The organism is Mycobacterium sp. 1164966.3, from assembly GCF_001665395.1.
GTDB lineage: Bacteria > Actinomycetota > Actinomycetes > Mycobacteriales > Mycobacteriaceae > Mycobacterium.
The window spans coordinates 1-12,515 of sequence record NZ_LZSG01000010.1 but is presented as its reverse complement, the minus strand read 5'-3'; the positions used below and the strand labels follow the sequence as shown (position 1 = coordinate 12,515).

The following is a 12,515-nucleotide window of genomic DNA, read 5'->3' as shown; positions in this document are numbered from 1 at the left end:
CGGTCGCTGCCCTCGGCGCCACATGGGGCGTTTGCCTCAAGATGGTGTGGCCGAGCAGACGCAAAGTCCCCCGACACGCCGTGCTTTCGGGGGACTTTGCGTCTGCTCGCGGTCGCTAGCCGACCAGACCGCGATCGATCGCAGCGAGGGTCGCCTGGGTGCGGTTGTTGACGCCCAGCTTCGTGTAGACATGCTCGACGTGGTTGCGCGCCGTCTTCTCGGCGATGACCAGCTGGGCGGCGATCTCGCGGTTGGACCGGCCCTGTGCAACCAGCCGCAGCACCTCAACCTCCCGCGACGTCAGCCCTCCCGACCAAGGCGTCCGCCGCGACGTCCGATGCCCCGCCGCCGTCAAAACCGCCTCGACGGATTCGGCGTCGAGTCGTCCGGCGCGTGCCTCTTGGCGCAACTGACTCGCGGCCCCACCGGCGTCGAACGCGGGCCGATCCGGACGCGGCTCGAGCAGTTGGTGATACGCCACCGCCGCGGCCAGCAAGCGGTCCTGTCTGCTCAGCTCCGCGCCCGCCAGCCCGCGGGGAAAACCGGACCCGTCGATCCGTTCCTCGTGCTGAGTCGCCAGCGACGCCACCGATTCCAAACCCCCGACCCGGCTCAGGATCCGCCCCGTGAGGTACGGGTACATCCGCAGCCGCTCCCATTCCGCGGTGGTGAGCGGCCCCTTCTTCTCCCAGATCTGATTCGACACCCCCAACCTGCCCAGGCCGTGCACCAGCCCAGCGCGGTACAGGCGCGTGACGTCAGCCGACGACATGTCCAGCTGGCGTGCCGCGGCGGCCACCAGGTCGCCGACTCCGCGCGAATAGCCCGGCGAGCAGGGACATTTCAGATCCACGAAATCAGCGATGGCTCTTAATAACTCGTCGATCTCGGCATCGTCGAGAATGCGGTCGCGATCGGGTGCCTGCGACAACACCGCCGCCCAGACATCGATTTCGAGGAGCCCGTCGAGGATCGCGGCGGCGTCGCCCTCGAACACCTCGGCCACGGCCGGGCTGAATTGCGTGCCACGCCGGGAGCGCACGACGTCGACTGCCGCTTCAACCCCTCCGATGCGAAAATGCACCTCGACGACGTCGGCCAGGTGAACGATGTGGATCTCGACCGGAATGTCATCTCCGCGAGCACCATTCGGCATCCCGCGGCCGTCCCAGCGCTCGAAGACGTACGCCAGCGCCTCCCCGACCCGTCGGTCCAGGCCCATCCGATCGGACAGCACGCCCGCAGAGCTGCAGTGCGAATGGATCATCTTGGCAACCTGGTTTCGCGCCGTGAGCACAAACGCCGCCGAACGGATGCCGCGTTCCCAGCTCGGCAATCCGCGACCCAGGTGGCTGACCATCAGACGCAGGAACGGCAGCCCGGTCATATCCACCGCGTAGGTGTCGGCGCGGTAGGCGATGTCGTCTCCGAAGAGCGCCGCGAGTTCGTGGGAGTCGGCGTGACAACCGATCCAACCCAGCAGGTTGGCGTAGTACACCGTGGCGCGCTGTCCGGCGTCTAGGCCCATCCGCTCGGCGATTCGCGTCGCGATCAGCGCCGACCGAAGCATGTGCTCCATCGGCTGCCCCAGACCGAGGTCGATCGCCAGCGATATCGCGGCCAGCAACTCGGCTCTGCGCAGACCTGTCGTCGGGCCCTGTCTAGGGTGCACGCTCTGATTCTGGCCCGAACACGTCGTCCGCCACGCGGTTTTTGAGGCGGATGCCCCATGTGTCGAACCTGTCTGAGCGCAACCATTTGTCCCATGATCACAACCAACCTGCCACGCGAGGTCTCCGCGCAGCCATGGGACAAGGTGCTCACCGAAGGTCACGCCTCCTTGGTGAGGGCGCGACGGGTGTTTCGGTATCTGCCCTCGGCGCCGCGATGCAAGGTGTGCAACAACCCATTTGGCGGACCCGCGGGACGGGTGCTCGCCGCCGCGGGGTTCACCCCGTCGCGCAAGAACCCCAACCTGTGCAGTCGATGCTGTGACGCGCTTCCCCCGGGTGGGGCGGAGGTGGACGTCGCCGTGTTGTTCGCCGACGTGCGCGGCTCGACGGCGTTGGGCCGCCGCGGTGTGGCCGCGGACTTCGCCGCGCTGCTCAACCGGTTCTACGTTTCTGCGACCAAGACCCTGCTGCGCCATGACGCGGTGATCGACAAGCTCATCGGCGACGAGATCATGGCGTTCTTTGTGCAGGGCATCAGCGGTCCGCACTACCGGCGGCGAGCGGTCGTGGCAGGGATGGAGTTGCTGGATGCGGTCGGGTACGGCAGCGACGACGGTCCCTGGATCGAGTTGGGCGTCGCGGTGAATGCCGGCGTCGCGTATGTCGGCAACGTCGGCGGTGCGGTGGTCGACTTCACCGCGCTCGGCGATGCGGTCAACGTCTCGGCGCGCATGCAGCAACACGCGGCCGGTGGGGAATTGCTCGTGGCCTCGGGGGTGGCCGACGAGTTGATGGGGAAGACGCTGCAACGCCGCCTGAACCTGCGCGGACACGACAGGCCCGTGGACTCGTTCGTCCTCGACATGTCAGGCGCCCGGTGACAGCGCGAGCAGACGCAAAATCACCCGAAAGTGGTTAATTTCGGGTGATTTTGCGTCTGCTCACCGGCCTAGCAACCGGGCAGCTCACGGCAAGTTGTAATCGGGCAACTCGAAGTCGTCGCGCACGCTGCCCGCGAAAAGCGTTGCCAGCGGAGCGAAATTCATCGTGCGCATCGCCACGTTGCGGAACCACAGCCCGAACCGGGTCCGAGTGGCGAAGAACGAGATGTACCTTTTGGCGTCGGCTTGCTTGGTCTTGACGAACGGATGCAGGCGCTCCTCGTAGGCTTCGAAGGCGCGACGATAGTCGGTGCCGGCCCGCGCGAGTTCGCCGGCCAGGACGTACGCCTCGGTGATCGCCAAGCCGGTGCCCTCGCCGCCGAGCAGCGAGATACAACCGGCGGCGTCGCCGATCAGCAGCACCCGGTCGCGCGACCAGCGGTCCATCCGGATTTGGCTCACCACGTCGAAGTAGAAGTCGTCGACATCGTCGAGCGCCGCCAGCATGTCCCGGCATTCCCAGCCTGCGTCACGAAACTGGTTGCGCAGCTGTTCTTTTGGCGGTAAGCCAGGATCCTGGTGCTGGTCGAGAAAGATGAACAGAAACATGGTGCGGTCGTCGCGCAGCGAAACGCGGCCCACCTGTCGGCCGGAGACGTTGTGGGTGAAATAGACCAGTTCCTCGCGGGAGGGGTACCCGTCGACCACGCATGCGGCGACCTTGCAGCCGAGGTAGTGCTCGAAGTCGCTTTCGGGCCCGAACACCAGTCGGCGCACGTTGGAGTGCAGACCGTCGGCGCCGATGAGCAAGTCGAATTCGCGCGGCGGGCTCTTCTCGAAGGTCAGACGCAGCCCGTCGCTGTGTTGCTCGACGCTCGCAATGCTGTCGCCGAATACCGTTTCGACCTCGTCTTCGACGGTTCGGTAGATGGCGGCGGCCAGGTCGCCGCGCGGCAGGCTGGTGAATTCCTCGCCGACGATGCGACGAAAGACGTTGACTCCCAACTCCGCTTTGACTTCGCCGTCCCGGCCCATCGAACGCAAGGATTCGATTTGGTATCCAGCTTTGCGGATCGGCTCCTCGATGCCCATCCGCTTGGCCGCTTGGTAGCCGACGCCCCAGAAGTCGATCATGTAGCCGCCGGTGCGAAACTCCGGCGCCTGCTCGATGAGCGTGGGGCTGTGGCCGGTGCGGTGCAGCCAATGGGCGATTGCCGCTCCGGCCACCCCGGCTCCGCTAATCGCTACTTGCATCATACAATTGTATCCTATGGCATCAATTAGCCGGCTGGCGCTCTGTTACCGCGGCCCCTCGCTGCTGAGGGTTTTCGGTGTGAGTAGAGGGCTTCCGGTGTGAACTGACGGTTTTCGGTGTGAGGACAGGGCGGGCATCGGCGCGATTTTCCCGCCCAGGTTGCACACACAAAGCCCAGGATTCACACCCAATGCCGGCGCTGACTACCGTTTCGAGGTGGCGGTCCCGTAGTCGACGTGCCAGTGCTTGATACCGGTGATGAACGAGGATCGCAGCCGTTCGGGATCGGCCAACGGGGTCAAGTCGGGCAGCTCGTCAGCGATCGCGTTGAACATGAGGTCGACGGTCATGCGGGCCAGATTGGCACCGATGCAGTAGTGCGCTCCGGTGCCGCCGAATCCGACGTGCGGGTTGGGGCTGCGCAGGATGTTGAAGGTGTACGGGTCGGCGAAGACCTCTTCGTCGAAGTTGGCCGAGCGATAGAACATCACTACTCGCTGGCCCTTCTTGATCCGCACCCCACCAAGCTCGGTGTCCACCAGAGCGGTGCGCTGAAACGCCGTGATCGGAGTGGCCCAGCGAATGATCTCGTCGGCGGCGGTCTTCGGGCGCTGCGACTTGAACAGCTCCCATTGGTCCGGGTACTCGGTGAACGCCATCATTCCCTGCGTGATCGAGTTACGGCTCGTCTCGTTGCCGGCTATGGCCAGCGTGACCACGAACATGCCGAACTCGGCCTCAGAGAGTTGACCATCGGCGTCAGCGTGGATCAGCGTGGTGACGATATCCTCGCCGGGGACGGGCTCTTCGGCCTTGCGCGCCGCCAATTGCATGGCGTACCACATCATTTCGCCCGCAGAAGTCAACGAGTCGTGGTCGGCGAATTCCGGATCGTCGCTTCCGATCATTTGGTTAGACCAGTCGAAGAGCTGTTGCCGCTCCGCCGCCGGCACGCCCAGCAGGCCGGCAATGGCCTGCAGCGGCAGCTCGCAGGCGACCTGGCGGACGAAGTCGCCCGAACCCTCGGCCGCGGCCTGTCTCGCGATTCGCCGAGCGCGCTCGGCGAGGTCGGCCCGCAGGCGTTCGACGGCACGAGGGGTGAAGCCGCGCGCGACGATCTTGCGCAGCCGGCTGTGTTCGGGATCGTCCATCATGATCATCGATGCTCGCCCGGCCTCGATCTGGCCCTGCGCCTGATCTTCCCGATACCTCGGCACGATCGACTTCTCGGCCGACGAGAAGATGTCGCTGCGCAACGAGACCTCGCGGACGTCGCGGTGCTTGCTCACCACCCAGTAGCCGCCGTCACCGAAGCCGCCCTGGTCCAACGGCTGCTCATTCCACCAGATCGGCGCCGTCGCACGCAGTTCGGCGAACTCCTGGACAGGTATCCGGCGGGCATATATGTCGGGATCGGTGAAGTCGAACCCTCGGGGCAGGTTCGGAAGATTCGGAGTGGCCATTGCCCGATAGTAAATCCGCAAGTCTCGGCGGCAACGACGAATTCACGCCACAATCGCATCATGCTGTTGATTCCGGCGTGGGTATGGCGCGGCGGCCCGGTGTATCGGGCCGTATGTGTGGGTGTTCCGGTCGGTATCTTCCTTGCTGCGTTGGTATTTGCCGAATCCGGCGTGCTGGTGGGTGCGCTGGTCGCGTTCGTGGTGATCGGCGTCTTCAACGGGATCGTGGTGTCCCGCCGGATGAGTAAGGCCTGGCCTGCGGCAAATGAGCTCACCCCGACCGAGCGGGTAGTGGTGAGCGCTGCGGTCCGTCGGGGCGAGCGGATCGACGACACCCGGCTGGCTCCCGCGGCGCTCGCGTATGTCGGCGCTTTGCGCGACGCACGCGAGCAGTCCCGACGTGTCCAGTGGGTTTTCTGGCTATGTGCGGCAGTGGTTTTGGCCCTTGCAGTGTTCGACACCTTTGCTGCTAACACCCGCCTGGCAGTGGTGTCCTGGGTCTTCGTCGTCTTTATGGCGATCGAAATCCTCTGGTGGCCGCGGATACAGGATCGTCTGCTCGCCAATGCAGAGCGCACCGAGCAATCAGCCCAGCGGCGGCCAAGCTAGTTTTGACGACGTGACAGAACCGACGCGGGCACAGCTGGCCGACGGCCGTGACCTGCTGTTTTTCGCGTTGCCCGGGCACTGCCCAGCACCGGTCCCGGATCGCAGACCTTTGCCGCTGCGCGGCGCCGAGCAGTCGGAGCTGCGATTCGACCGGTCAACCGGGCAGTGGGTGATCGTCGCAGCGTTGCGCCAAGACCGCACCTACAAGCCGCCCCCCGACCAGTGCCCGCTGTGTCCGGGTCCGACCGGGCTGACCAGTGAGGTGCCCGCGGCCGACTACGACGTAGTCGTCTTCGAAAACCGGTTTCCTAGTCTGTCCGGCGGGTCAACTCCGGCATCTCTGCCCACCGGTGACGGCTTTGTGTTCGCTCCCGGGTATGGCCGGTGCGAGGTCATCTGCTTTTCCAGCGACCACACCGGGTCGTTCTCGGAATTGGAACCGATGCACGCCCGGCTGGTCGTCGAGGCATGGCGGCACCGCACCGCCGACCTGATGGCAGCGCCGGGCATCGAGCAGGTGTTCTGCTTCGAAAACCGCGGCGAGGAGATAGGCGTCACGCTGACCCATCCGCACGGTCAGATCTACGGCTACCCCTATCTGACGCCGCGAACCGTTACCATGCTTCGGCAGGCACGCGAACACCGAATGCGCCACGGCGGCAACCTCTTTGCCGATATGCTGGCGCGCGAGGTCGCCGACGGCAGCCGCGTCGTGGCGCTCACTCAGCAGTTCACCGCGTTCGTGCCATTCGCGGCGCGCTGGCCAGTCGAGGTGCATATCTACCCAAATAGGTTCGTGCACAACCTGGTCGATCTCGATGCGGACGAGCTGGATGGCCTGGCGCAGGTCTACCTCGACGTGCTGAAGCGCTTCGACCGCATGTATTCTGTTCCACTGCCGTATATTTCGGCGTTGCATCAATTCGCCAAGACCGAGCCTCAGGTCGAAGGCTACTTCCATGTCGAAATGATGTCGATCCGGCGCAGCGCTACCAAGCTCAAGTACTTGGCAGCCTCCGAATCGGCGATGGAGGCGTTCATCAGCGACGTCACGCCCGAAAGCGTGGCGCAGCGGCTGCGGGAACTCCAATGACGGTCCGGTACGCCGCCCCTGGGCGCGTGAACCTGATCGGGGAGCACACCGACTACAACCTCGGGTTCGCGCTGCCGATCGCGCTGCCGCAGCGCACCGTGGTGACCTTCACCCCCGACCGCAGCGACGCGATCGCCGCGGCCAGCGATCGCGCGGACAAGCCGGTGCGCATTCCGCTCGGGACGGCTCCCGGTGACGTGAGCGGGTGGGCCGGCTATGTAGCCGGGGTGATCTGGGCGCTGCGGACCGCGGGCCATCCGGTGCCCGGCGGCGCGATGTCGATCACCAGTGATCTGGAGATGGGATCGGGGCTGTCTTCGTCGGCTGCGCTGGAATGCGCGGTGCTGGGCGCGATCGCGTCGGCCGCCGGTGCCCGGATCGACATCAAAGAACAGGCCCGGCTCGCGCAACGTGCCGAAAACGAGTATGTCGGCGCCCCAACGGGTTTGCTCGACCAGCTGGCGTCGTTATTCGGGGCACCGGCCACGGCACTGCTGATCGACTTTCGTGACGTCACCGTCGCGCCCGCGCCCTTCGACCCCGATGCTTCCGGTATTGCGCTGCTGCTCATCGACTCCCGGGCACGCCACCGTCATGCCGGCGGCGAATATGCGGCGCGGCGCGCGTCCTGCGAGCGAGCCGCCGCTGATCTGAACGTGTCGTCGCTGCGCGAGGTGCAAGATCCGTCGGCGCTAGCGGCGATGACCGACCCGGTCGACGCCCGTCGTGCCCGTCATGTGTTAACCGAAAACCAGCGGGTGCTCGACTTTGTTTCCGCCCTGGGTGATTCGGACTTCGTCGAAGCAGGACGCCTCATGATCGCCTCGCACGACTCGATGCGCGACGACTTCGAAATCACCACCGAGCACATCGATCTGATCGCCGATACCGCGGTGCGAGCCGGTGCACTGGGCGCCCGGATGACTGGCGGAGGCTTCGGAGGGTGTGTGATCGCGCTGGTTCCGGCCGATCGGGCGGATGTGGTTGGTCAGGCGGTGCGGCAAGCGGCGGGCGGTTTTGACGAACCGGTGATCACCCGAACTCGTGCGGCCGCTGGCGCGGGGCTGTGCGGGTGACTGAGGAGCGCGGCTACGTCGACGTTCGGGCATACGCGGAGCTCAACGACTTCTTGCCAGGCGAGTCCCGCGGGGTGACCGTGCGGCGCCCGTTCCGGAGTCATCAGACAGTCAAGGATGTGTTGGAGGCCATGGGCATTCCGCACACCGAGGTCGACCTGATCCTGGTCAACGGATCTCCGCAAGGCTTTAACTATCGCCCGAGTGTCGGCGACCGCATCGCCGCCTATCCGATGTTCGAAGCGCTGGACATCGGGTCGACGGCGCGGCTACGGCCGGTGCCGCTGCGCACTCCGCGGTTCGTCGTCGACGTGAACCTCGGCCGGCTGGCGCGGCTGCTGCGTGTCCTCGGTCTGGACGTGTGGTGGTCGAGCGACGCCGACGACCCGACCCTGGCCGATATCAGCCGCGACGAGCAGCGGATCCTGCTCACTCGCGACCGCGGCCTGCTGAAACGCAGCGCCGTCACGCATGGCATATTCGTGCATTCGCAGGATCCCGAGCAGCAGGCGCTCGAGGTGATCAGACGACTGGACCTCGGGCAGCGGCTGGCGCCGTTCACCCGGTGCCTGCGGTGTAACGGCACGCTGGTCGCCGTTTCGAAGGACGAGGTGCTCGACCGGCTCGAGCCATTGACGCGTCGCTACTACCAAGACTTCAGTCGCTGCTCGGGTTGCGGACGCATCTACTGGGCCGGGTCGCATCACGCACGGATGGTCGGCCTCGTCGAACGACTACGCGCCCAGCTTTGACCGCTACTGCGCCGGCGTGAATCGGATGGCCGCCAACTTCATTCGGTCGGTAGCCTCGGCGAACTCTTCCAAAGTCGGAATTCGCTGCTCCCTGGATTTCAGCCCGATCATGCGCTGCGCGCGCTTGACTCCGTAGCCTTGCGCGCACTTCAGGTAGAGGGCGGACACAGCCGCACGGTCGCGGATGAGTTCGCCGCGCATCGTGGTGGTCTTTCCGTCGTAGACGACCTGGGCGGGCGCGCCGTCGCGAAAGTTGTACTTCCATTGGGCATAGGCCAGTGCATACAGCTCACCGTCGATCACATTAGCACTAACCGGAATTGTGAACTGGCGCCCCGACTTTCGCCCGGTGAAGTTCAGCACCATCAGCTGCTTGCGGGCTGAGCCCGCCAACGGGGTGCGCAGCAGGGCACCCAGCATGGGGTTGACCAGACGGAGTAGAGCCGATGGTGGGTGCCCAACATCTACCGCATACGACTGTTCTGCCATGCCATTACGGTAGAGCCTCGGACTCGAGACGTAAAAGCCCGCCAAGATAGTGGTCTTGGCGGGCTTTTACGGATGCCGTCATATCAAAGGGAGATCGTCGTTTGCTCGTCGATGACATTGGTGGCGTCCATCAACGGTCCTTGCTCGCTTTCCAGTGAGTCGGCGTTGAGCTGCAGCACGAATACCGCGTCCCCGCTGGGAATAATCACCGTCTTCTGCGCGATGGCCCGCCGCTTGCCATTCTTTTCGTAGGTGCCGCCTAACTGCCATGCCGCAAATCCGCCCAAGGAGGAGGAGTTGCCATTGCCAGAGCCCTGGTATCCCGGCAGATTCTGCAACTCGCCCGGGGCGAACTCGATGAGTTTGGCTTGGTCGACGTTACCTGTGAGCTTCGCGACGAGCGCCACAATGGTGGGCGGGTCACTCGGGTCTGCGGGCGGGGCGAAGACAATGCCGCCGTAGGGTGCGCTGGAGCTTTCCTTGAGCACCTGCCAACCGTCGGGCACCGGCAGGTTGATGGTGGGTGACCCGGGATCACCGTGATGGACCGGAGTCTCGGTGATCTTGTTGTCCTTGATGTAGTCGGCGATGGTGTACTTGGCGCCGGAGGCCGGTGCGGTACTGGTCGCTGACGAAGTTACGGTCGACGTCGAGGTTGAGGTCGAGGTCGAGGTGGACGTCTTGGTCTCGGACTTGTTGTTGGAACCGCAACCAACCAGCGCCAGACTCACCGCCACCGTGGCAATAGCCGCCGTAAAGTATTTCATCAATTGCCTTTCCCGAAACGGGCCGGCACCTACGCTGGCCGGGTCGGGACTGAGGGTAGTCCAGCGGTTTGCGCTGCATTACTACAATTGCCATTCAATTAATTTCGTCGCGAGCAGGAACGGGCTGTCAGGGCAGCCTGCGGCGACATCGCGAAATCGCTGTCGAGTGGTGCACCATAAGTCCCACGATTCACAACATCGCCGGCATGTGTCTTTTTGCCCGACTCAGAGCGACAACTAGCAGAGTGTCGCTTTTAGCCGTCCGGGGCAGCCGCAAATACTAACGGCTTTCGTTGTGTAGCAGCGGCGTTCAGTGTGCGCTAGCGGTTTTCATTGTGTACTAGTGGTTTTCATTGTGAGTGTAGAGCGGGAATCGACGCGGATTTCCGCCCAAACTGCACGCGCAAAGCCAAGGATTCACTGCTTAAAGCAAAGGATTCACAACCACAGCCAGGACCATGTGCGGGCGACGTCATGTTGAAGATGTGAGTCCTCATGTCGGCTCACGACAAAGCAGTTGGCGCGCAACAGTTGTCGCTCTGAGTCGGATGTTAAGACACTCGCAGGACATTTTGCGACTCATGGGACTCATGATTCATGCGCGACTAGCCAGTCCCGTCCGCGAGACCAAATGCTGTCACCTGGTAGACCACGCAATTCCACCGCGAGCAGACGCTAAATCGCGTATTTCGCACCGAAAGGGCGATTCTGCGTCTGCTCGTGCTAGATCATCTCGTTGTTGGTCAGCCAACGCATCACCGGCCAGCCGGCGAACACCGGTATCCAGCAGGTCAGCACGCGATACAGCAGCACCGACGGCACACCCACGGCCGCAGGAACGCCGAAGGCGGCCAGACCACCGATCAGCGCCGCTTCCACGGCGCCGACACCGCCGGGCGTCGGAGCGGCCGAGGCGAGCGTGCCGCCGACCATCGTCACCACGGTGACGGTGATGAACGTCGTGCCGCCCCCGAACGCTTCGACACTGGCCCAAAGCGCCAGTGCAGCACCGAGAGTCGTTCCAGCAGCACCGAGCACTATCAAAGCCAGTCGCTTGGGTTCGCGGGCCAGCGCGATGAGGTCGGTGGTCACCTCCTCAAGCCTCGGGCGCACGGCCGTCGCCAGCCACTTTCGCAGGGTGGGTACGAACAGAAATGCGCCGACGATGCCCAGCGCTACACCTCCGATGAGATACAGCACTGTGGCGCCCGGGACGAAATGCGAGAGATCGGTCGACGCGCCAGCTGCGGTACTGAACAAGATGAGCAATAGGACGTGAACGATCACCTGCACCGACTGTTGCAGCGCCACCGCCGCGGTGGCCCGCAGCGCATTCAGTCCGCTCTTCTGCAGAAACCGGGTGCTCAGCGCGAGCCCCCCCACCCCGGCTGGGGTAGTGGTAGCCGCAAAAGTGTTGGCTATCTGAACGATTGAAAGTTTCCAGAAGCCCACCAGACCATCGGCGCAGGCCCACAATGCGGCGGCCGCACCGACATAGGTCAAGGCTGACACCGCCAATCCGAGCAGCGCCCACCACCAGTTCGCTCTGCGCAGCTCGGAGAAGAAGGTCGGCACGGTGCTGATGAACGGATATGCCACGTAGACCAGCGCCCCCAGGAGCACCAGCTGGATGATCTGGCTGCGGGTGAACCGGGTGATGGTTTCGGGCTTGATCTCTTCGGCGCCCGATTGGCGCTTGACCTCCGCACGGGTGTTGGAAATGACCGTGCCCGCGTCGGAAACCGACTGCCGGATTCGTTTCGGCACAGCCGATTTGGTGAGTCGGCGGGACGCGGTCAATATGGTGTCTTTACCGAACGTATCGATCGCTGCGCCGACCGCGGATTTCGCGTCGTACAGCGCCGAAGTCGTCACCAGCAGTTGGGCAATGTCGGATTGGAGCTGGGCGTCGGTGGCCCCGTACTCGGCGCTGCCGAAGCCGCCGAAGAGCACGGCACCGTCGTCGACGGTGATCTCGTGGCCGCGCAGATCGCCGTGAGATATCTGGTGCTCGTTGAGGATTCGCAAGGCTGCCCAGACGCGTGCGACGGGCGTCTCCGTCGGGCATTCGTCGAGCGGAATTCCGCGAACGGGTTCATGCGCATACAACGTCCACCCGCGGTCGAGGACGCCGACGGCGATCGTCGACGTGTTGCCCACGCCGGCGTCGTTGACCGCAATGGACATCAGAGCGCGATGCTCGACAGCGCGGCGCATGGACGTCTGCAGCGGCGCGGTTTCGGTGCCGCGCAGCCGCAACTTACGCCAGACCTGGCGCAGTGCGCCCCCGCTGCGCTGATGTGGGCCGTACAGCTCGACCGCCGCGGGCGCAGCGGAATCCTCGGCTGTCGCCGCCAATACAAGTGGTCCCGGGCCGGCCGGCCGGACCACTCTCAGGCCGATCACCACGAAGCCGCGTTTGGCTAATGCGCGCACCGCACCGTCCACCCGGCCCTC

General features: G+C 64.5%; 11 protein-coding genes. 5 read left to right on the top strand and 6 right to left on the bottom strand.

Features of this window, described 5'->3' with window-relative positions; all coding sequences use genetic code 11:
- Positions 1 to 115 precede the first annotated feature (115 nt).
- On the bottom strand, positions 116 to 1,672 hold the full coding sequence (locus tag A9W99_RS04715; protein ID WP_067374185.1) for an HD domain-containing phosphohydrolase: 1,557 nt from the start codon (positions 1,670 to 1,672) through the stop codon (positions 116 to 118).
- Positions 1,673 to 1,765: 93 nt separating this feature from the next.
- Between A9W99_RS04715 and A9W99_RS04710 the strand changes: the two genes are divergently transcribed.
- Positions 1,766 to 2,554, top strand: a complete 789-nt coding sequence (locus A9W99_RS04710; protein ID WP_067374182.1) for an adenylate/guanylate cyclase domain-containing protein — start codon at positions 1,766 to 1,768, stop codon at positions 2,552 to 2,554.
- An 84-nt stretch (positions 2,555 to 2,638) separates the two neighbouring features.
- Here the strand turns inward: A9W99_RS04710 and A9W99_RS04705 are convergent, their stop codons facing one another.
- Positions 2,639 to 3,808 (bottom strand): FAD-binding domain, encoded by a 1,170-nt coding sequence (locus tag A9W99_RS04705; protein WP_067374358.1) that lies wholly within the window; start codon positions 3,806 to 3,808, stop codon positions 2,639 to 2,641.
- A 204-nt stretch (positions 3,809 to 4,012) separates the two neighbouring features.
- Positions 4,013 to 5,272, bottom strand: a complete 1,260-nt coding sequence (locus A9W99_RS04700) for a cytochrome P450 (protein ID WP_067374179.1) — start codon at positions 5,270 to 5,272, stop codon at positions 4,013 to 4,015.
- Positions 5,273 to 5,332: 60 nt separating this feature from the next.
- On the opposite strand from A9W99_RS04700, the gene A9W99_RS04695 reads away from it, so the two are divergent.
- The 4 genes from A9W99_RS04695 to A9W99_RS04680 are packed head-to-tail and all read left to right on the top strand — an operon-like array spanning position 5,333 to position 8,802.
- Positions 5,333 to 5,881, top strand: a complete 549-nt coding sequence (locus tag A9W99_RS04695; protein ID WP_067374175.1) for a hypothetical protein — start codon at positions 5,333 to 5,335, stop codon at positions 5,879 to 5,881.
- On the top strand, positions 5,838 to 6,974 hold the full coding sequence (gene galT / locus A9W99_RS04690) for a galactose-1-phosphate uridylyltransferase (RefSeq protein ID WP_067374172.1): 1,137 nt from the start codon (positions 5,838 to 5,840) through the stop codon (positions 6,972 to 6,974). Before A9W99_RS04695 ends, galT begins: the two co-directional genes overlap by 44 nt.
- On the top strand, positions 6,971 to 8,050 hold the full coding sequence (locus A9W99_RS04685) for a galactokinase (protein WP_067374168.1): 1,080 nt from the start codon (positions 6,971 to 6,973) through the stop codon (positions 8,048 to 8,050). The genes galT and A9W99_RS04685 overlap by 4 nt, the downstream gene beginning before the upstream one ends.
- The gene (locus tag A9W99_RS04680) at positions 8,047 to 8,802 is read left to right on the top strand and encodes a Mut7-C RNAse domain-containing protein (RefSeq protein WP_067374355.1); all 756 of its coding nucleotides are present in this window, start codon (positions 8,047 to 8,049) and stop codon (positions 8,800 to 8,802) included. Before A9W99_RS04685 ends, A9W99_RS04680 begins: the two co-directional genes overlap by 4 nt.
- Positions 8,803 to 8,805: 3 nt before the next feature.
- Here A9W99_RS04680 and A9W99_RS04675 read toward each other — a convergent pair whose 3' ends face one another.
- The 3 genes from A9W99_RS04675 to A9W99_RS04665 form a co-directional block, all read right to left on the bottom strand.
- On the bottom strand, positions 8,806 to 9,291 hold the full coding sequence (locus A9W99_RS04675) for a hypothetical protein (protein WP_067374166.1): 486 nt from the start codon (positions 9,289 to 9,291) through the stop codon (positions 8,806 to 8,808).
- 83 nt (positions 9,292 to 9,374) lie between these two features.
- Positions 9,375 to 10,058, bottom strand: a complete 684-nt coding sequence (locus tag A9W99_RS04670; RefSeq protein ID WP_067374163.1) for an LpqN/LpqT family lipoprotein — start codon at positions 10,056 to 10,058, stop codon at positions 9,375 to 9,377.
- Between the two features lie 723 nt (positions 10,059 to 10,781).
- A partial coding sequence (locus A9W99_RS04665) for a lysylphosphatidylglycerol synthase transmembrane domain-containing protein (RefSeq protein ID WP_067374160.1) occupies positions 10,782 to 12,515 on the bottom strand: 1,734 nt, incomplete at its 5' end.

Bases quoted from the DNA above. Each gene is read 5' to 3' on its own strand.
- A9W99_RS04710 (WP_067374182.1), top strand. From the start codon at position 1,766: ATGATCACAACCAACCTGCCACGCGAGGTCTCCGCGCAGCCATGGGAC.
- A9W99_RS04705 (WP_067374358.1), bottom strand. From the start codon at position 3,808: ATGCAAGTAGCGATTAGCGGAGCCGGGGTGGCCGGAGCGGCAATCGCC.
- A9W99_RS04700 (WP_067374179.1), bottom strand. From the start codon at position 5,272: ATGGCCACTCCGAATCTTCCGAACCTGCCCCGAGGGTTCGACTTCACC.
- A9W99_RS04695 (WP_067374175.1), top strand. From the start codon at position 5,333: ATGCTGTTGATTCCGGCGTGGGTATGGCGCGGCGGCCCGGTGTATCGG.
- galT (WP_067374172.1), top strand. From the start codon at position 5,838: ATGCAGAGCGCACCGAGCAATCAGCCCAGCGGCGGCCAAGCTAGTTTT.
- A9W99_RS04685 (WP_067374168.1), top strand. From the start codon at position 6,971: ATGACGGTCCGGTACGCCGCCCCTGGGCGCGTGAACCTGATCGGGGAG.
- A9W99_RS04675 (WP_067374166.1), bottom strand. From the start codon at position 9,291: ATGGCAGAACAGTCGTATGCGGTAGATGTTGGGCACCCACCATCGGCT.
- A9W99_RS04670 (WP_067374163.1), bottom strand. From the start codon at position 10,058: ATGAAATACTTTACGGCGGCTATTGCCACGGTGGCGGTGAGTCTGGCG.